We start from the raw sequence: 18,090 nt of genomic DNA on the forward strand, positions 1-18,090 counted from the left end.
TCAGTCGCCCGGCCTTATCAGCCACTGCCATATTTCTTGAGAATCGCCTTTGCGAAGTCCGCCGTTTCCGGATGTTTTAGCGCGTGCGCGACAAATGCCTCGAAATAGCCCGCCTTGGAGCCGCAATCGAATTCCTCGCCCTCGAATTCATAGGCGTGGAATGACTGGGTCTGCATCAACCGGACCATGGCGTCGGTCAGCTGGATCTCACCCCCTGCCCCTTTGCCCTGATCTTCAAGCAGCCCAAAGATTTCAGGTTGCAGGATATAGCGGCCGGTGATCTTAAGATTGGAAGGCGCGTCTTCGCGCGCGGGCTTCTCGACCATGCCCTCCATCTCGATGAGCCGACCGTCCCGCGACTTCGGTGTGATGACCCCATAGGACGAGACCTGCTCCTGAGGCACCGGGTTGACTGCAATAACATTGCCACCAACCTCGTCATACGCGGTTACCATCTGCGCCAGCGCCGACGGCTCGGCGCGAAGGATCACATCGGGCAACAATACCGCAAACGGCTCATCGCCAATAATGTCCTTTGCGCACCACACGGCATGCCCAAGCCCCAGCGGCGCCTGCTGTCGTGTAAAGCTTGCCGCACCAGGTGGCAGCTTCGTGCGCTGCAGATCCTTCAGGATATCGGCTTTTGATGATTTCGAAGCGAGCGTCTGCTCCAGCTCATAGGCCTCGTCGAAATAGTCTTCGATTGCGTGCTTGCCGCGCCCGGTTACGAAAACGAAGTGCTCGATCCCGGCTGCACGCGCTTCATCGACCACGTATTGCAGCACAGGCTGGTCGACGACCGTCAGCAATTCCTTTGGAATGGATTTTGATGCTGGCAGGACGCGGGTTCCATGGCCAGCAACAGGCAGCACGGCTTTTCTGACTCTCATTCGTACTCTTTCGCATTCGACTTCACTTGCCATCATATGGCTCGATCAGCTGATTGCCAGAGGAAGGTCTAGGAAATGGCGTTAAAGACGAAAAAGCCCATAACCATGGTCAGGCCGGAGGCAGTAACGAGCGCTTGGGCGATCTGACGAAGAGTTGATGATCGATGTTCCGGGACCAGGCGATCGTGCAGGTCATCCTGAAGCCGCCTAGCGGGCGATTGCGCCCCCTCATGACGTTCAGAGCATGCCGCTTCCGGCCGCGGATCATCCGCCTCAGCAGGTTTTCCGGTATGGCCATCAGGCTCTCGGACTGTCTTGCGTACTGCGCTCATCTCGCCGCCTTTCAACGGCTCTCATTTCTCATGAGGCGCCTAATGAACCCCTAAAGTCCGCATTGAAATTGAGCGCTTAGCCCGATCAACGGGCAAATTCGCAGAATGACGACGTAAGCTCTATTCGTTCGAAGCGCCTCCTCACCGAAGGGTTGGGGGGGGGGGCGGCGTCAATAGTATTCAATGCAGACACCAGAAGTCGGGATAGCCTTAAAGCGTGTTCACCGTATGCCCGCCATCGACGACGATAGTCGAACCCGTCATATAGCTACCGGCGTCGGAGGCGAGCAGCAGCAGCGCGCCAGCCAGTTCACCATGCTCACCGAAGCGCTTCATCGGGATACGCTTGCGCATCTTGTCGCCCGCCTCGCTGTCCAGGAACTCGTCATTGATATTGGTCTTGTAATAACCGGGCGCGATCGCGTTCACGCGGATGCCATAGCGCGCCCCTTCAAGTGCCATGACACGGGTCATGTGATCGACCGCCGCCTTCGAAGCTGCATAGGCCGAGATGAAATATTGAGGACGCAGCGCGGTGATGGAGGCGATGTTGATGATCGATCCAGGCTTGCCCGCCTCGATCAGCGCATTCGACGCCGCCTTCGCAACGCGCCAGACACCGTCAACATTGGTGTCCATGACGGCGCGCCACTCTTCCTCGGTGATCTTCGTGTACCAGTTGTCCCGCGAAATACCTGAATTATTGACGATAATGTCGGCCGGGCCACCAAACTTCTCTTTAACGGTCGCGAAGGCTGATTCGACGTTTGCCGGATCGGTGACGTCCATCGAAACGGCCAACGCCTCGCCGCCTTGCGATTTGATTTCAGTCGCAAGTGCTTCAAGTTTCTCTATGCGCCGCGCAGCGAGTACGACTCGCGCCCCTGCTTGCGACAGGGCTCTTGCGAAACTTTCACCCAGGCCACCGGACGCACCGGTAACAAGTGCCGTTTTTCCGTTGAGATTAAACAATTCCATGCCTCGCCTTTCGACTAACTATTGCTTTCACGCAAAATTTTTCCGATCACTCGCGACATGAAGCTGACAATTCTGAAAGAAACAAGTCCGGGAGAGACCCGCGTCGCGGCAACTCCGGAATCGGTGAAGAAGCTTGTCGGCCTCGATCACACCGTCACCATTGAATCTGGTGCCGGTTTGGCTGCAGGCTTTCATGACAAGGCTTATTCTGACGAAGGTGCAACGGTCGCAAGTTCGGCTAGCGAGGCGCTGAACGGTGCCGACGTGCTGCTGAAAGTACGCGGCCCCAGCGCAGAGGAAGCGGCAAGCTACCCCGAAGGCCTGACGGTCATCGCACTGATGAACCCTTACGCGATGGGCGACCTTGCCAGTGCCTTTAACGCCAAGAAGCTCAACACGCTCGCCATGGAGTTCACCCCGCGGATCACGCGCGCCCAGTCCATGGATGCGCTTTCGTCCCAGTCGAACCTCGCTGGCTACCGCGCCATGATCGAAGGCGCGACCCTTTATGGTCGCGCGCTTCCGATGATGATGACCGCCGCAGGCACGGTTGCGCCGGCCAAAGTCTTCGTCATGGGTGCAGGCGTTGCAGGCCTCCAGGCCATCGCAACCGCGCGCCGTCTCGGCGGTGTCGTGACAGCGACCGATGTGCGCCCGGCGGCAAAGGAACAGGTCGCCTCGCTCGGCGCGAAATTCATCGCCGTCGAAAACGATGAGTTCAAGGAAGCCGAGACCGCTGGCGGCTATGCCAAGGAAATGTCCGACGACTACAAGCGCCAGCAATCGGAGCTGACCGCGACCCATATCGCCAAGCAGGACATCGTCATCACGACCGCGCTTATCCCCGGCCGTCCAGCGCCAGAGCTGGTCACCGAAGAGATGGTGAAGTCGATGAAGCCCGGCGCTGTTGTCATCGACATGGCGGTCGCCACGGGCGGCAATTGCAAGCTTTCCAAGCCTGACGAGGTCGTCGACATCAATGGCGTGAAAGTGGCCGGTTATTCCAACCTGCCAGCACGCCTGCCGGCCGACACATCCTCGCTCTATGCCAAGAACCTCCTCGCCTTCCTGCCGCTGATTACAGCCGAAGACGGATCACTCAACCTCGAGACCGATGACGAGATCGTCACGGCCATGATCCTCACCAAGGGCGGCGAAACTGTGAATGAAAGACTGAAATCATGATGCGGAGACTTACCGCCAAACGGCGCTCGTCCTTCGACTTCGCTCAGGATGAGCACCTTTCCAATGCACCGGCTCAGATCGCGCTCATGCTGAGCGAAGTCGAAGCACGCGTGCGCTTTCACAAGGAGAGCAATTGATGACCAAATTGATCCCTATCGCTCTCTCGGCGCTCGCGCTGGCTCTGCCAGCCCACGCGGCCGAGATCACGAACCTCAACCCGACGGTCTTCCTCGCCGCGATCTTCGCGCTGGCCTGCTTCGTCGGCTATTATGTCGTCTGGTCGGTGACCCCGGCCCTCCACACCCCGCTCATGGCTGTGACCAATGCGATCTCTTCAGTGATCGTGGTCGGTGCCATCGTGGCGGCGGCCTCTTCTGGCCTGATCAATGGCGGCTGGACCGCCAAGATCCTTGGCGGCGTCGCTGTCGCGCTCGCCAGTGTGAACATTTTCGGTGGCTTCATGGTCACCCAGCGGATGCTCGCCATGTACAAGAAGAAGGGGGAATAAATGGAACAGTTCACCAACACCTGGGCCCCGCTTCTCTATCTCGTCGCGGGCATGCTCTTCATCCTCGCGCTGCGCGGGCTTTCCAGCCCTGCCACGGCGCGCAAAGGCAACCGAAACGGCATTATCGGCATGGGTATCGCCGTTGCCACGACCATCGCCCTCCTCTGGCCACAGCTTGATGCTGTCACATGGGGCATCCTGATCGCAGGTGCCGCAGTCGGCGGCGTGATCGGTGCGATCATTGCCCGCCGCATCCCGATGACGGCGATGCCGCAGCTGGTTGCCGCCTTCCACTCGCTGGTTGGTATGGCTGCCGTCCTCGTGGCCGCAGCCGCGCTCTATGCGCCAGCTGAATTCGGCATCGGCACGGTGGGCAGCATTGCCACTGTCTCGCTGATCGAACTGGCTGTCGGCTCGGCTATCGGCGCGCTGACCTTCACGGGTTCGGTGATCGCCTTCGCCAAGCTCAACGGCAACATGTCCGGCTCGCCGATCCTGTTGCCAGCCCGTCACCTGCTGAACATCGCCCTCGCCGTCGCCATCGTGACGTTGGTCGTCGTGCTGATCATGTCCAGCGGCGGCGCAACCTGGGCGTTCTGGACGCTGACCGTTCTCGCCTTCGTGCTCGGCATCACGCTGATCATCCCGATTGGCGGCGCGGACATGCCGGTCGTCGTCTCCATGCTCAACTCCTATTCGGGTTGGGCTGCGGCGGCGCTGGGCTTCACGCTCGGCAACTTCGCGCTGATCATCACCGGCGCGCTGGTTGGCTCGTCAGGTGCGATCCTGTCCTACATCATGTGCAAGGGCATGAACCGCAGCTTCATCTCCGTCATCCTTGGCGGCTTCGGCGCTGATGATGATGGCGGTGCGTCTGCCGGTGCGCAGGTCGACCGCCCGTTCAAGCAGGGCTCTGCCGACGACGCAGCCTTCATCATGAAGAACGCGTCCAAGGTCATCATCGTGCCAGGCTACGGCATGGCGGTTGCCCAGGCACAGCATGCGCTGAAGGAAATGGCAGAGCTGCTCAAGGAAGAAGGCGTCGAAGTGAAATACGCCATCCACCCCGTCGCTGGCCGGATGCCGGGCCACATGAACGTGCTGCTCGCTGAAGCACAGGTGCCGTATGACGAAGTGTTCGAACTGGAAGACATCAATTCCGAGTTCAACACCTCCGACGTCGCCTTCGTGATCGGTGCGAACGACGTGACCAACCCGGCCGCGAAGACCGACCAGACTTCGCCGATCTACGGCATGCCCATCCTCAACGTTGAGGATGCAGGCACGGTCCTCTTCATCAAGCGCTCAATGGGCTCTGGCTATGCCGGTATCCAGAATGAGCTCTTCTTCAAGGACAACACGATGATGCTGCTGTCCGACGCCAAGAAGATGGTCGAGAACATCGTCAAAGCCCTCTAGGGCCGTCCAAAATCACCAAAACAAAAGCCCGGCCAAACTGGCCGGGCTTATTCTTCTAAGGGTCTAATTCGCGAGGCGATACTCAAAGGGATACTCCAATCTCCTGCCAATCTCTGGGCAAGCTCGACTGCACGAACCCGTCACTTTGTATTGCACATGAGATAACGCTTCCCGCGTAGTTTCATTGAACCGCGGGTCATCACACTCGACGCTGATGTCATCCGCGAAACCATCCTCCCCGACCACGAAAGATGTATCGCATGTTGCCTCGCCAAGTTCGGTCAGTTTCGGATACTCAGGCACAGGCCCATTTTCGATGCCGCAGTCGTGAGTGCTTTGAATGCAAGCTCGATCTGCGTCCGGAACCGATGGGAGGCTTGATTCATATCCCCAGTCTTCTGGCGAAGCCGGATCTTCAATTATCTCCTCACGCCCACTTTCCAGCGAAGAGCGCCTGTTCTCATCGGAACACGCGCAAAGTGTAATGAGCGCCAAGACCGCCAGCAGCTCGGCTCCAATTAAACCACGAAAAGCAATCATTTGTATGTTGTCGTATAAGTACCTGGAAGCGTTCGCTTTCCCATTTCGATAGGGACATCGGCCCCCCAAAGAAAGAGCCGCTTTTGAACTGGCTCTTTCCCCATTCTCGTTCCTTCGGCAGACCTACTCACCAAACATTGCCCGCGCTTCCTCCTCGCCCATCATGGCCTGACGGACTTGTGGAATGTTCGGGCCGCCATAGGAGAGGAATTCGTCATGGAATTCCTTCCAGCCTTCGGTGCCCGTCGCGTCCGGATAGTTCACCGCCACCCAGTCATTACGCAGCTTGCGGATCATCAGCTTGCCCATCGTGTAGTTAAGATAGGCCGGATCATACGTGCCGCGCGCGGCCTGCTGCAGCGCGTTGCCGCGGTCGATATAGCATTCCTTGCGGAACAGCTCGTAGCTGTCATCGACGCTCCAGCCCTGCGTGTGCAGACCAATCGTCGAGAGATAACGGCAATTGCGCAGCAGCGCGTTCGACAGCTGGCCTATCTTTGTCTCCGGGTCGCCATCATGCAGGCCTGCATCCAGCATCATTTCTTCGGTATAGTGCGCCCAGCCCTCAGCGAAGGCATAGCCGACAAACATCTGCCCGAAGACCGAGTCGGAACGGTTTGCGTGCAGGAAATTCAGGAAGTGGCCCGGCCAGACTTCGTGGATCGTCGTGCCGAGCAGGTCCATCTTTCCCGGAATGTATTCGGCGCGCGTCGCCTCGTCCCAGCTCGGGTCCGGTGGCGAGATGTAATAGACCGACGGCATGCCTTCTTCGTAAGGTCCCGGAATGGAGATGTAGGCCGAGTTCTGGCGGCGATAGGGCGGCGATTCCGCGACCAGCGCTTCCTCGGTGCCCGGAATGGAGACGATGTCCTCATCAATCAGGAACTGCTTGAGCGCAGGCAGCGAGTCGCGCGCTTCTTGCACGGGGCCATTCTCTGGCTTGTTTGCCGCCATCTTGGCCATGCAGTCAGCCATGTTCGCGCCCGGGGCGAACACAGCGCAGGCTTCGGCCAGCGCATCCTGATTGGCCTTCAGGTCAACCCGGCCGATAGCCTCCAGCTCCTCAAGCGAGATACCGACGCCTTCGGTCAACGCGATCATGTTAGCGAATTTCTCCGGCCCGAGGGCATAGCCGTCTTCTGTGCCCGGCTCACTCTCGATATAGTCGGCGACAGAACGCATGGCAGCCGCAGCTTCTGCGACCACGGCGTCGTACTCAGCGATCAGCGCTTCATCCTGAACCTCTGCGAAAGCGTCCCGCGCGCCGGTCTCATAATGGTCGGCAAGCCCGTTAAAGCCAGCCGTGCCGAGCTTCACATAGGTCGCCGGCATCGGCAGCTTCAGATTGGCTTTCGCCTGTGCGGCCGCCTCAGGAACGTTCTTCGCGTATTCAATAAACGCTTTCATGCGCGTTTCCGGGTCGGCATAGGGCCGTGCCACATAGACGCTCGGGCCAAGCGGGCCGAGATAGAAGCTCGGGTTCAGATGCGGCTGATCGGCTTCGGTCAGCCAGAATAGTTCGCCCTTCATCGTGTTGATCAGATACTGGCGCTCGAACGCGTCGGCTTCACTCAGACTGCCTTCGTCCATCTCTTGCGCCAGCTCAATGGCGAACTGGCGAAACAGGATCTGCGCTTCGAGGCCCGCATCACTCCAGTCAGGCAGCTGGCCATCAAATTCGTGGCGCCCTTGGCTGACAGCGAAAGTCGGGTTGAGCTCGAAATACCCTTCAAGGAAGCTCTCCATATAGCGGTCCCATGAGAGCCCCTCGGCGTCCAGCTCCGCAAAATCACTCACGCTCCTGAGGATATCTCCCTCGCCAGAAACAGAGGCACTGGCCGTCTCACCCGCCGCACCGGCTTCAGGCGTCGCGCAGCCAGCAAGAACAAGCGTCAACGCAGACGCAGCGAACATCAGGGGCTTCAGTGTCATGGGGGTCTCCTCAATAGGCAGGACCGCCAGTGCGGCGGCCATTCGTCAGTTCGGATTGCGCGGACATCACCACGTCTTCGCCCGTACCGCAAACACGAAAAAGCCCGGCACGCTGGCCGGGCTTTCTCAATTCTTTTCTAGCGCTTGGGGTCCTCCACATCCGGGTCGACCACTGAATAAGCATCTTCCAGCAGGTGCCCGTCCGGCTTTTTCTTCAGCGCCGAATGGCCTTCAATCGTCTCGCTTGATGCATCGTCATGGTCATCATTCGGCACATTCGGAAGGCGTTCATCTTCCATGTCGACGACCAGGTCAGTTTCATGGTCCTGCTGGTCGGCTATAGGTGAGCCTTCCTTATAACCGGCACCTGCCGTGGACTGATCCTCTACATCTTCGCCCTTGCGAAAGCCCTCGCCATAGCCGCGCTGACGTTCAACTTCTTCAACTCTCTGATGGTCGCGCTCACTCATCGCGGGTCTCCTTCGTGATTGTTCACTGAAGGAACGGTCAAGCCGTGAGCGCGGTTCCAATTCCTACCGCGTATGCGCAGGCCCGAAGAGCACAGCATTCACCAGAAGCAGGTTCAGTCCGTCGAGATAGGCCCGCGTCACCGGGCTCTGCGTGAAGGCGATTACCATTCCAGAGCCCTGCTGCTCTGCCATCAGATATGGCTTGTAGGCGAGCTGCGCCCTGTTCTCTTCCCAGAGATAGCCGCTGGCCACCAGCTCATCGGCCGCCGCATAACGGAACACATTTGCACCATCCGCATCATTCAATGGCCGATAGATGGTTGAGCCCTGATAGAGCGCCACCGCCTCCTCATAGCCAGATGAGAGCCAGTGATCGGTATCGGCGATAACATTCGCCAGCACACCCGGCACGCTGTCAGGACGCGCCTTTTGGTTCGCCGTGACGGCGTCATAGTCCGCATCGCTTTCGATCAGCAGGCCAGAAGCAGGCGTCTCCTCATCATCGCTGCGCTTTGCTTCCTCAGCGAGATAGGCCGTCTCAGCGCGCGCAGACAGCAGCTTGTCATCACCGCTGGTCAGCGCCCCTAGCGCACCCTCGAACCCGATCAGAACGCCGCCATTACGGGTAAAGGTGGCGATGGCCGACTTTCCAGCCGAACCAAGCTCACCTTCAAAACCCCGCCCCGCATCTGGCAGGATCAGCACGTCATAGCGGCCAAGATTGGCGCGGGGCAGCGTTCCCACACGGATCGGTGCGACCGGAATACCGAGCTCGCGCTCCAGCACATAGCGCGCCGCGCCAGCATCCGTCGCGCTCGTCCCTTCACCCCAGGCCATGGCGACTTTCGGCATGGTCAGGGCGACGAACTTGTCGCTGCCATAGTTCGGGCCGTCTTCGACCCAGCTCGACTGCAGCGCCACATATTCGGCGCCAATCGCCGTCGCGAGCCCGTTCAGCGTGGTCGCGAGACTGCTCTCATTGGCCGCCAGCGAAAAAACCACGGAGCCACGCGGATATTCGCGGCCATTGACCGTGAACGCCTCGGTTGTCGCCCGCCCCGTCAGGCCTGCATCCAGCGCACCGAGCACCAGCTTTGCCTGCCCCGCATCGCTCCACGGCACGACATAGCCATAGGCCGCACTGGACGCCGTCAGCGCCGTGACCGGATCGTCAGCGCCAACCATGCTCGCATTGGAGACGTTCACCTGCCCGCATGTCCGGCTCGTCACACCTTCCATCAGCGGCATGGACCAGGCGGTCACATCATAAAGCTCATGATTGAGGCCCCGGTCGCGGCGCGATTCCTGCTCGTCGACAAAGTCTTCAGGCAGGCTTGTATCTTCGCTCAGCAGCGTCGTGATCCGCTTGCCGGATGGCTGTGCGCGATCAACGACCAGCGCGCCATCGGAATAGCGTACGCCGCAGGCCTGTGCCCCCGCGGGCAGGCGCTGGACAGTGATGTCCTGCGCGGCCAGCTTGCGCCCAAGCTGCTCTGCCTGCCAGCGGCGGTCGGACAGATCGAACACGAAGTACCGGTCGCTCGCCCCGCGCGCTTCAGAGGCTGCTTCACGCCGGTAAGAAGCGAAATCATTCAGGAACAGCGACTGGTTGTTGGCCACGACTTCAGCCGTCGACAGCGTCGCAACGAAATGCTGCTCGACGCCCTGCTTGTAGGTCAACACATCGCCGGTCGACCGCTCATAGGAGAGCCCGCGCGCCGAGCCTTGCTCATAAGTCATCGCAATCGCACCGCCGAGCGTTGGCCACATGTCGCCATAGCCCGGATAGAAGGCGTCGAAGACCTCACGGGTGAAATAGTCATAGCCCCGCTCATCGAACCAGCGAGCATGATTGCGCCCGATCAGGACCTGCTTTTCCTTCTGGGCCTCAGTAATGTTCGGATTGAACGGGTCTGCGGCCGGCGCGAAGAAATATGTCTCATCGCCGCCCATTTCATGCGCATCGACGACGACCACCGGATGCCATTCCAGCATGCTCGCCACCCGGCCACGGGTCTCGGGCTGGGAGAGCGTGAACCAGTCGCGGTTCATGTCGAAGAGATAGTGATTGAAGCGCCCGCCGGGCCAGGGCTCATCATGTTCGGCCGTATAGCGGTCGGCAAAAGGCTCGATCCCGCGCGCCGCCTCGAACGCATTCGTGAAGCGCGCGCGCCCGTCTGGGTTCTGCATCGGGTCAATCACGACGACCGTATTCGACAGGATCGTATCGACCGTCTGGTCGCCCTCAGCCGCAAGCAGGTGATAGGCGAGCGCAAGGCCCGCATCCGTGCTCGAAATCTCGTTGCCGTGCACGCCGTATGACAGCCAGACCACCGCAGGTGTCTCATTGATCAGAGAGCTGCGCTCGCCGGTCGACAGCTCACCAGAAGCAAGCCGGGCCATGTTCGACTTGATCTCATCAAGGCGCGCCATGTTCTGCGCCGATGAAATCACACCATAGACCAACTCACGGCCTTCCCAGCTTTCCGCATAGCGGGTGACCTTCATCCGCTCAGGCGCCGCTTCAGCCAGCGCGTCCATATAGTCCAGCGCTTCGGTCACCGTGGAAATCTCGTCGCCCGGCGCATGACCCGCGACCTCTTCCAGCGTCGGAATGGCAGGATCCGTCTGCACGTTGAGGAAAGACTGCGCCGCGACCGGCATCGCAATCCAGGCTGCAGCAGACAGCAGCGCGGAGGCTCCAAGAACTCGACCCATTACCCAATACCCCTTCAACTTTCTACAATTCTGGTGCTCAGCTAAATCGACCGCCAGCGAAGGTTTCAAGTCGCGCGCCCGCGAAATCAGGCGGAAGGCTGCGATTGCTCAATTTGTGCCATCGGTGTCGTCTGCGATGACATCGCCGTACAATCAGGTCAGTGTGAGCTGCAATGACGCGCTCGATGAGCATCGGTATATGTGGGGCAGGCATTGGCGGGCTCGCCGCCAGCATCTTGCTGGCGCGCGCGGGACATCGCGTGACGCTGATTGATCGCTTTGATGAGCCAGGGCCTGTCGGGTCCGGCCTTATGCTTCAGGCGACCGGTCTGGCTGTCCTCGCCAAACTCGGCCTGACGCAGGAGATCGAGCAGCTTTCCAGTCCACTGACGCGCCTCTGGGGACTTAGCACGCCGTCTGGGCGCACGGTCCTCGATGTTCGCTTCGAAAAACTGAGGCCCGGACTGGTCGGCCTCGGCATTCAGCGCCCGGCCTTGTTTGGCGTGCTTCACAAGGCGGCGGTCGAAGAAGTCATAGACCTCGTGACCTCCAGAGAGATTACAGGGGCCTGCGCTCACACAGGCGAAATCCAGTTCAGGACCGGCCCGCCCCTGCCGGGCTTCGACCTCATCATCGACGCGATGGGTGTGCGCTCACCTCTGACACGCGCGCCGCGCCGTGAACTCACCTATGGCGCGCTCTGGACGACGCTGGACTGGCCGGACGCCAGCCCGTTCAAGGCTGATGCCCTCGAACAGCGATACCGCGGCGCCCGGCAAATGGCAGGCGTAATGGCATCGGGACGCCGCACACCGAACGGACCTCAAAGCCTCACCTATTTCTGGTCGATCCGCGGTGACAGCGAAGAGGCATGGCGATCAGCGCCCCTTGATGACTGGAAGCGGGACGCCCGCGCGCTCTGGCCCGAGACCGAGATGCTGCTCGACCAGATCACCCACCATGATCAACTGACCTTTGCGCGCTATCGCCACCGCACTCACCGCCGCCCCGTCAGCGGCCCATGCCTGGTTCATATCGGCGACGCGTGGCATGCCGCCTCGCCGCAACTTGGACAGGGCGCCAACATGGCGCTGCTCGACGCCTACGCCTTGTCTCTCGCCCTCGAACGCAGCGCTGACACGCCCGCAGCACTTGCTGCCTACCGCAAACTGCGCACCAGCCATGTCCGCCTCTACCAGCTGATGAGCTGGCTGTTCACGCCGGTCTATCAGGGCGATGGGCGCCTCGCCCCGTTCATCCGCGACTATCTCGCCGCACCGGTCAGCCGCATTCCGCCCGCCCCGAAGGCCCTCGCCGCCATGGTCAGCGGCGCCTTCGGATCACCGCTGAAACGGCTCAGCCTCAGGTCCTGATCTGGACCCGGCACGGCACCCATGCGAAACCCGCCCAAAGAAAGTTGCAAATGCAAAGGCCAGTCATGACCGCCGATCTAGATCATCTCAAAACCATCGAACAGCGCCTGCTCTGGCTCTCTGCCTGGACGGTCCACAACGCCAATAATATCCGCAAGAAGGAAGACGGCGGCATCAAAGTTGGCGGGCATCAGGCCTCCTGCGCCTCAATGGTGCCGATCATGACGGCGCTCTATTTCAACACGCTGAAGCCCGAAGACCGCGTCGCCGTCAAACCGCACGCCTCGCCTGTCTTCCATGCCATGCAATACATGATGGGCAACCAGACGCGCGAGAAGCTCGAAACCTTTCGCGGCTGGGGCGGCGCGCAATCCTATCCAAGCCGCACCAAGGACACCGACGATGTCGACTTCTCGACCGGCTCGGTCGGCCTCGGCGTCGCGGCGACCGCCTTCAACTCTCTGGTACAGGACTATATCGCCGCCAAGAACTGGCTCGGCGACAAGCCCCTCGGCCGTCAGGTCGCGCTCGTCGGCGACGCTGAGCTTGACGAAGGCAATGTCTATGAATGCTTGCAGGAAGGCTGGAAGCACGACCTTCGCAACACCTGGTGGATCATCGATTACAATCGCCAGAGCCTCGACGGCGTCGTCCATGAAGGCCTCTGGGAAAAGATCGACGCCATCTTCAAGGCCTTCGGCTGGCGAACCGTCGTGCTCCGCCACGGCGTCCTTCAGCGCGAAGCCTTCGAGGAGCCGGGCGGCGAAGCCCTGAAGGAATGGATCCAGAACTGCCCGAACATGGATTACTCCGCCCTCACCTACAAAGGCGGGAAAGCCTGGCGCAAGCGGCTGATGAACGACATTGGTGACCGGGGTGAGGTCTCGCAGCTCCTCGACAAGCGCTCTGATGAAGAGCTGGACGCCCTGATGAACAATCTCGGCGGTCAGTGCCTCGCCACCCTCACCGAAGCCTTCGACAACGTCACCGACGACAAGCCGACCGTATTCCTCGCCTACACAATCAAGGGCTGGCAAACCCCGCTCGCCGGTCACAAGGACAATCATGGCGGCTTCATGAACAACCCCCAATTCGCCGACTTCCAGAAACGCATGGGCGTGCCGGAAGGCGAGGAATGGGACAAGTTCGCCACCGTGGACGACGAAGCCTGCCTCCAGAGATTCCTCGATCAAGTCCCCTTCTTCGCAGAGGGCACGCGCCGCTATTCCGCGCCAGAGATCGAATCCCCCGGCCCCGTCTGGCTCGATGACCGTGAGCTCGCGACGCAGGCCGGCTTCGGCAAGATCCTCGACGGCCTTGCCCGCGGCACTTCAGACCTCGCCGACCATATCGTCACCATGTCGCCGGACGTGACCAGCTCGACCAACCTCACCGGCTGGGTCAATCGCCGCTCGCTCTTTGCCCGGCGCGAGGTCTCGGACACCTTCAAGGAACAGTCGATCCCGTCCGCCCAGAAGTGGGAATTCTCCCCGGACGGCCAGCATTTCGAGCTTGGCATCGCAGAGATGAACCTCTTCCTCCTGCTCGGTCAGGCGGGCCTCGCCCATAGCCATTTCGGCCAGCGCCTCATCCCGATCGGCACACTGTACGATCCGTTCATCGCGCGCGGCCTCGATGCGCTCAACTATGCCTGCTATCAGGACGCCCGGTTCATCGTGGCCGGCACCCCATCTGGCATCACGCTTGCCCCGGAAGGCGGCGCCCACCAGTCGGTCGGCACGCAGCTCATCGGCATGAGCCAGGACGGCCTCGTCAGCTTCGAGCCAGCCTTCCTCGATGAGCTTTCCATCATCATGGACTGGAGCTTCGACTACCTGCAGCGCTCCGGCGAGAACGACCCGGACGAGCGCACCTGGCTACGCGATGAGACCGGCGGCTCAGTCTATCTCCGCCTCTCCACCCGCCCCATCGAACAGCTCGGCCCCCGCAACCGCGACAATGCAGAGTTCCGCCGCGGCGTCGTCGACGGCGCCTACTGGCTACGTGAACCCGGCCCAAACTGCGAAGTGGTTATCGCCTATCAGGGCGTCATCGCGCCCGAAGCCATCGAAGCGGCGGGCCGCATCGGCAATGACCGCCGCGACATCGGTGTCCTCGCCGTGACCTCCGCAGACCGGCTCAATTCAGGCTGGACCGCCGCCCGCCGGGCCCGCGCCCGCGGCCACACCAGCGCCGTCAGCCAGATCGAGCGCCTGATGGCAAAAGTCCCGCGCGACGCAACCCTCATCACCGTAACAGACGGCCACCCCGCCACCCTCGCCTGGATCGGCTCCGTCGCCGGCCACATGACCGCCCCCCTCGGCGTCGAACACTTCGGCCAGACCGGCACCATCCCCGACCTCCACAAACACTACCAGATCGATACGGACGCGATCGTGAACGCTGCGAACCATCTCAGTGCGGGGAAGCGGATCAGGTTGGCCGGGGGATAGGCCGCTCTGCCGCTAGGCACAGTTTACGACCCATAAAGAGATACTGTGACAACTGGCACCAATATCGCCCTTGCACTACCTTGTTTTTACAAGGATTGAATATAGAGAAGAAAAAACCGGACCCTCTAAGGATGTATAATTAATAAATAGAGCAGTGTGACAAAGCATGACCGAAGTTATCGATGCGCTAAAATCACTAGGACCAGCTCGTGCAAGCCGCTTAGCCAGATATCTGGCCGACAAGCACAATTGGACCGATGAGAATGCACGGCAACGGCTGTCGCGCGCAAGAGATCCAGTCAAGCGTTACCCAAAGCCTCTGTTTCCCAAAAACGAGCGATTTTTCTACCTAAAAGATCAACGAAACACTGAGCTTTACTGGTCGAATCTCCATCGAGATTTGAGAGAAACCGGTAGTGTTTATGCTTGCGCTACAGACTCTCTTACAGCACGCGGCGGTGTCGTCAGCGTAACTGGCTTTGCCACTATATCCGGTGCCCCCGTATCACTAAAAAAGCAAATTCCTTCTCAAGGCGTCGCAGATGCTCTGGTCGAATTGAGAGTTCTAGATCAGCTCGATGTTCCTGGATTGGGGGATTGTTACGTTTTAAACCCGTATGCAATAGCGTCGCCAATCCCACCGTCGGAAGTGCGAGTACGCCGCCAAGCTGAAGCAATACTGCTGGATGGATTGAGAGAGTGGGCGCGCCGCAACGGCTTCGCAAGCTACGATAAAATTACAATACGCGGCGACGACGCTCCACTAAAGGTAGGGCAGTTTGCGTGGGACTTAACGGGTCCTTGCTATCTGGCACCTATGACAGGAAGAAAAATGCGACACGGCTTCCTTGTCGCAGATGTCTGCTTGTCCACGACTTTTGACGTCGCTGAAATAGCGTATTTTGTTCGTAAAGTTCAAATTTATAGCCGAACAAGTAACAGTGGACCGCTGCTGCCAATTATCATGGCAGACAGCTTCACTGGCGACGCTTTGAAAGCTGGTCATGCGGCAGGGCTGGTGATGGCCACACCACAAAGTTTGTTTGGGCGGCAGATTGCCAATGGGCTCTCCTCGTTGATAGCAACGCTTTCCAATGCTGCGGCTGTAGCAGCAGCAAATCCTCAACAAGTTCTCAACCTACTGGCAAGTTTGTCTGAGATCGAAGGCCGCGCTGGGAACCTACGTGGCGTGCTCTTCGAGCTTTTGTGCGGACATCTGTCCAAGAAAGAAACAGGCGGCTCTATCGACTTGGGAATCAACCACACTCACAAGAAAACGTATGAGAAGGCCGACCTTGATATCGTCTGTGTCCAAGAAGCCGGCATTGTCAGAGTAATTGAATGTAAAGCAAAAAACCCGGGCGGCACGGTAGCCAAGTTTGAGGTCGAAAAATGGCTGGCAAAGCTACCCGTCCATCAGGACTATGTTTCGAACTCGCGACATTTGCGCGAACGTAATCAACAGTATTGCCTATGGACAAGTGGCGAATTTGATGCGGATGCCCTTGTTTTATTGAAGGAAGAACACGCGAAGAGAACTCGCAAACCCATAGCTTGGCGGTCGGGAAAAGACCTTCGTAAGATTGCCGCCGAACTAAAACTGAAAGCGATTGGAGATGCGCTGGATCAGCATTATTTGAAACATCCACTTTCCGACCTTTCTTTTCAATAGGTCCCAGGTGATGCGCGCTGCTTCGGAAATCGAGTTTGAACGCATAAGTTCTTCCGGCACGTTTTCATTCCAACGTCCCACCTTCCCCTCTCCGGCCAAATCGCTAGGCTCGGTGCCAGCACCACGATGAGGCCGCATCAGACGGCCCGCATCAGAGGAAACCGCCTATGCCTGTCCTGTCGCTCTCGCGCATTCTTGCCCATTGGGCGGCCATCCAGCCGGACCGGGTCGCCGTCGATCATGAGGGTGATCAGATCAGCTGGGCAGAGCTTGATGCGCGCACCAACCGGCTGGCGCGGGCCTATGCGGCGCTCGGCGTCACCCAGGACAGTTTCGTCACCATCGCCCTGCCCAACAGCCTGGAATTCTTCGAGGCGTGCTTTGCCGCCTGGAAGCTTGGCGCGACGCCGCAACCTGTCTCTGCCCGCCTGCCAAAGTATGAGCGCGACCAGATCGTCGAGCTCGGCAAGCCCGCCCTCGTGGTTGGCGTCGCAGACGGCGAATACGCGCCGACCCCGTCCATCCCGGCTGGCTACACGCCGGACGCCTCCCTGCCGGACACCGAACTGCCGGAAAAGACCGCCGCCTCCTTCAAGGCGATGACGTCAGGCGGCTCGACCGGCCGGCCAAAGCTCATCGTCTCGAAACTGCCGGCCGAATGGGACACGGAGATGGATTTCCTCGAAATCCGCACGCAGGGCTCAATGCTGATCCCCGGCCCGCTCTACCATAATGGCCCCTTCATGTGGGCCACCATCGCCCTCTTCAAGGGCGCGAGCGTCGCTGTCACCACCCGCTTCGACGCCGAGAAAACGCTGGAGCTGATCGACCGGATGAAGCTCGAAACCGCCTATATGGTGCCGACCATGATGCGCCGTATCTGGGCCCTGCCGGACGAGGTCCGCGCGCGCTATGACGTCTCGAGCCTCAACGCGCTCTGGCACCTTGCCGCCCCTTGCCCTCCCTGGCTGAAGGAGGCCTTCATCGAATGGCTCGGCCCTGAAGTCATCTGGGAGCTTTATGGCGGCACAGAGGGTCAGGGCTCGACCACGATACAGGGCACCGAATGGCTGACGCATAAGGGCAGCGTCGGCAGACCCGTAGAGAGCTGCGAGATGAAGATATTCGGCGAGGATGGCCAGGAAGTCCCGACCGGCGAGGTAGGTGAGGTGTTCCTCCGCCCGCTCGCGGGTCAGGGCAGCTCCTACTATTATCTCGGCGCCGAAGCCAAGGCGATCGACGGCGGCTGGGAAAGCCTCGGCGATATGGGCTGGATGGACGAAGACAGCTATCTTTACCTCACAGACCGCAAGTCAGACATGATCATCGTCGGCGGCGCGAACATCTACCCGGCAGAGGTGGAAGCCGCGCTCGACGCGTTTCCGGGCGTGCGCAGCTCTGCCGTCATCGGCCTGCCGGATGAGGATATGGGCTCACGCCTCCACGCCATCATCGACATGCCTGAAGGCGACCTCGATGAGGCCGCCCTGACCGCGCACCTGAAAGAACGGCTGGTCACCTACAAACAGCCGAAATCCATCGAACTCGTACGCGAACCCTTGCGCGATGACGCCGGCAAAACGAGACGCAAGGCTCTGCGCGAAGCGCGGCTCTAGCAAT

The 18,090-nt window shown here is 60.0% G+C and carries 15 protein-coding genes; 8 read left to right on the forward strand and 7 right to left on the reverse strand.

The window, feature by feature from the left end:
- Positions 1-17: 17 nt before the first annotated feature.
- From galU to O4G74_RS09465, 3 genes are all read right to left on the reverse strand, one after another.
- Entirely contained in the window at positions 18-890 is an 873-nt protein-coding gene (gene galU / locus O4G74_RS09455; RefSeq protein ID WP_269402360.1) for a UTP--glucose-1-phosphate uridylyltransferase GalU, read from the reverse strand.
- A gap of 68 nt (positions 891-958) precedes the next feature.
- Positions 959-1,222 carry a hypothetical protein gene (locus O4G74_RS09460; protein WP_269402361.1) on the reverse strand — a complete coding sequence of 88 codons (264 nt, stop codon included), beginning with the start codon at positions 1,220-1,222 and terminating at the stop codon, positions 959-961.
- Between the two features lie 210 nt (positions 1,223-1,432).
- Positions 1,433-2,200, reverse strand: coding sequence for an SDR family NAD(P)-dependent oxidoreductase (locus O4G74_RS09465; RefSeq protein ID WP_269402362.1), 768 nt, complete (start codon positions 2,198-2,200; stop codon positions 1,433-1,435).
- Positions 2,201-2,257: 57 nt separating this feature from the next.
- Here O4G74_RS09465 and O4G74_RS09470 point away from each other — a divergent pair, with 57 nt between their 5' ends.
- Genes O4G74_RS09470 through O4G74_RS09485 form a run of 4 tightly spaced genes read left to right on the forward strand, consistent with a single transcriptional unit; the run spans position 2,258 to position 5,312 of the window.
- On the forward strand, positions 2,258-3,385 hold the full coding sequence (locus tag O4G74_RS09470; RefSeq protein ID WP_269402363.1) for a Re/Si-specific NAD(P)(+) transhydrogenase subunit alpha: 1,128 nt from the start codon (positions 2,258-2,260) through the stop codon (positions 3,383-3,385).
- Positions 3,382-3,522, forward strand: a complete 141-nt coding sequence (locus tag O4G74_RS09475; protein ID WP_018146745.1) for a hypothetical protein — start codon at positions 3,382-3,384, stop codon at positions 3,520-3,522. Before O4G74_RS09470 ends, O4G74_RS09475 begins: the two co-directional genes overlap by 4 nt.
- The gene (locus O4G74_RS09480; RefSeq protein ID WP_269402364.1) at positions 3,522-3,893 is read left to right on the forward strand and encodes a proton-translocating transhydrogenase family protein; all 372 of its coding nucleotides are present in this window, start codon (positions 3,522-3,524) and stop codon (positions 3,891-3,893) included. Before O4G74_RS09475 ends, O4G74_RS09480 begins: the two co-directional genes overlap by 1 nt.
- On the forward strand, positions 3,894-5,312 hold the full coding sequence (locus tag O4G74_RS09485) for an NAD(P)(+) transhydrogenase (Re/Si-specific) subunit beta (protein ID WP_269402365.1): 1,419 nt from the start codon (positions 3,894-3,896) through the stop codon (positions 5,310-5,312).
- A 63-nt stretch (positions 5,313-5,375) separates the two neighbouring features.
- On the opposite strand, the gene O4G74_RS09490 is transcribed toward O4G74_RS09485, so the two are convergent.
- The 4 genes from O4G74_RS09490 to O4G74_RS09505 all read right to left on the reverse strand — a co-directional run bounded on the left by O4G74_RS09490 (position 5,376) and on the right by O4G74_RS09505 (position 10,972).
- Positions 5,376-5,852 (reverse strand): hypothetical protein, encoded by a 477-nt coding sequence (locus O4G74_RS09490; RefSeq protein ID WP_269402366.1) that lies wholly within the window; start codon positions 5,850-5,852, stop codon positions 5,376-5,378.
- A 123-nt stretch (positions 5,853-5,975) separates the two neighbouring features.
- On the reverse strand, positions 5,976-7,784 hold the full coding sequence (locus O4G74_RS09495; RefSeq protein WP_269402367.1) for a DUF885 domain-containing protein: 1,809 nt from the start codon (positions 7,782-7,784) through the stop codon (positions 5,976-5,978).
- Between the two features lie 137 nt (positions 7,785-7,921).
- Positions 7,922-8,254 carry a hypothetical protein gene (locus O4G74_RS09500; protein ID WP_269402368.1) on the reverse strand — a complete coding sequence of 111 codons (333 nt, stop codon included), beginning with the start codon at positions 8,252-8,254 and terminating at the stop codon, positions 7,922-7,924.
- 63 nt (positions 8,255-8,317) lie between these two features.
- Positions 8,318-10,972 carry a M14 family metallopeptidase gene (locus tag O4G74_RS09505; protein WP_269402369.1) on the reverse strand — a complete coding sequence of 885 codons (2,655 nt, stop codon included), beginning with the start codon at positions 10,970-10,972 and terminating at the stop codon, positions 8,318-8,320.
- Positions 10,973-11,157: 185 nt separating this feature from the next.
- Between O4G74_RS09505 and O4G74_RS09510 the strand changes: the two genes are divergently transcribed.
- The 4 genes from O4G74_RS09510 (at position 11,158) to O4G74_RS09525 (ending at position 18,086) form a co-directional block, all read left to right on the forward strand.
- Positions 11,158-12,345: an FAD-dependent oxidoreductase gene (locus tag O4G74_RS09510; RefSeq protein WP_269402370.1), complete on the forward strand. Its 1,188-nt coding sequence runs from the start codon at positions 11,158-11,160 to the stop codon at positions 12,343-12,345.
- Positions 12,346-12,410: 65 nt separating this feature from the next.
- A complete protein-coding gene (locus O4G74_RS09515; RefSeq protein ID WP_269402371.1) occupies positions 12,411-14,798 on the forward strand; it encodes a transketolase in 2,388 nt (795 codons plus the stop codon).
- Between the two features lie 166 nt (positions 14,799-14,964).
- Positions 14,965-16,470, forward strand: coding sequence for a hypothetical protein (locus tag O4G74_RS09520; RefSeq protein ID WP_269402372.1), 1,506 nt, complete (start codon positions 14,965-14,967; stop codon positions 16,468-16,470).
- Positions 16,471-16,637: 167 nt separating this feature from the next.
- Complete coding sequence (locus O4G74_RS09525; protein ID WP_269402373.1) at positions 16,638-18,086, forward strand: AMP-binding protein; 1,449 nt, start codon at positions 16,638-16,640, stop codon at positions 18,084-18,086.
- Positions 18,087-18,090: the final 4 nt, after the last annotated feature.

Source organism: Henriciella marina (assembly GCF_027213945.1).
In the GTDB taxonomy this organism is placed as follows: Bacteria; Pseudomonadota; Alphaproteobacteria; order Caulobacterales; family Hyphomonadaceae; genus Henriciella; species Henriciella marina_A.

What these genes read in the sequence shown, in the direction of transcription:
- galU (WP_269402360.1), bottom strand. Translation starts at nt 890, where the DNA reads ATGAGAGTCAGAAAAGCCGTGCTGCCTGTTGCTGGCCATGGAACCCGC.
- O4G74_RS09460 (WP_269402361.1), bottom strand. Translation starts at nt 1,222, where the DNA reads ATGAGCGCAGTACGCAAGACAGTCCGAGAGCCTGATGGCCATACCGGA.
- O4G74_RS09465 (WP_269402362.1), bottom strand. Translation starts at nt 2,200, where the DNA reads ATGGAATTGTTTAATCTCAACGGAAAAACGGCACTTGTTACCGGTGCG.
- O4G74_RS09470 (WP_269402363.1), top strand. Translation starts at nt 2,258, where the DNA reads ATGAAGCTGACAATTCTGAAAGAAACAAGTCCGGGAGAGACCCGCGTC.
- O4G74_RS09475 (WP_018146745.1), top strand. Translation starts at nt 3,382, where the DNA reads ATGATGCGGAGACTTACCGCCAAACGGCGCTCGTCCTTCGACTTCGCT.
- O4G74_RS09480 (WP_269402364.1), top strand. Translation starts at nt 3,522, where the DNA reads ATGACCAAATTGATCCCTATCGCTCTCTCGGCGCTCGCGCTGGCTCTG.
- O4G74_RS09485 (WP_269402365.1), top strand. Translation starts at nt 3,894, where the DNA reads ATGGAACAGTTCACCAACACCTGGGCCCCGCTTCTCTATCTCGTCGCG.
- O4G74_RS09490 (WP_269402366.1), bottom strand. Translation starts at nt 5,852, where the DNA reads ATGATTGCTTTTCGTGGTTTAATTGGAGCCGAGCTGCTGGCGGTCTTG.
- O4G74_RS09495 (WP_269402367.1), bottom strand. Translation starts at nt 7,784, where the DNA reads ATGACACTGAAGCCCCTGATGTTCGCTGCGTCTGCGTTGACGCTTGTT.
- O4G74_RS09500 (WP_269402368.1), bottom strand. Translation starts at nt 8,254, where the DNA reads ATGAGTGAGCGCGACCATCAGAGAGTTGAAGAAGTTGAACGTCAGCGC.
- O4G74_RS09505 (WP_269402369.1), bottom strand. Translation starts at nt 10,972, where the DNA reads ATGGGTCGAGTTCTTGGAGCCTCCGCGCTGCTGTCTGCTGCAGCCTGG.
- O4G74_RS09510 (WP_269402370.1), top strand. Translation starts at nt 11,158, where the DNA reads ATGAGCATCGGTATATGTGGGGCAGGCATTGGCGGGCTCGCCGCCAGC.
- O4G74_RS09515 (WP_269402371.1), top strand. Translation starts at nt 12,411, where the DNA reads ATGACCGCCGATCTAGATCATCTCAAAACCATCGAACAGCGCCTGCTC.
- O4G74_RS09520 (WP_269402372.1), top strand. Translation starts at nt 14,965, where the DNA reads ATGACCGAAGTTATCGATGCGCTAAAATCACTAGGACCAGCTCGTGCA.
- O4G74_RS09525 (WP_269402373.1), top strand. Translation starts at nt 16,638, where the DNA reads ATGCCTGTCCTGTCGCTCTCGCGCATTCTTGCCCATTGGGCGGCCATC.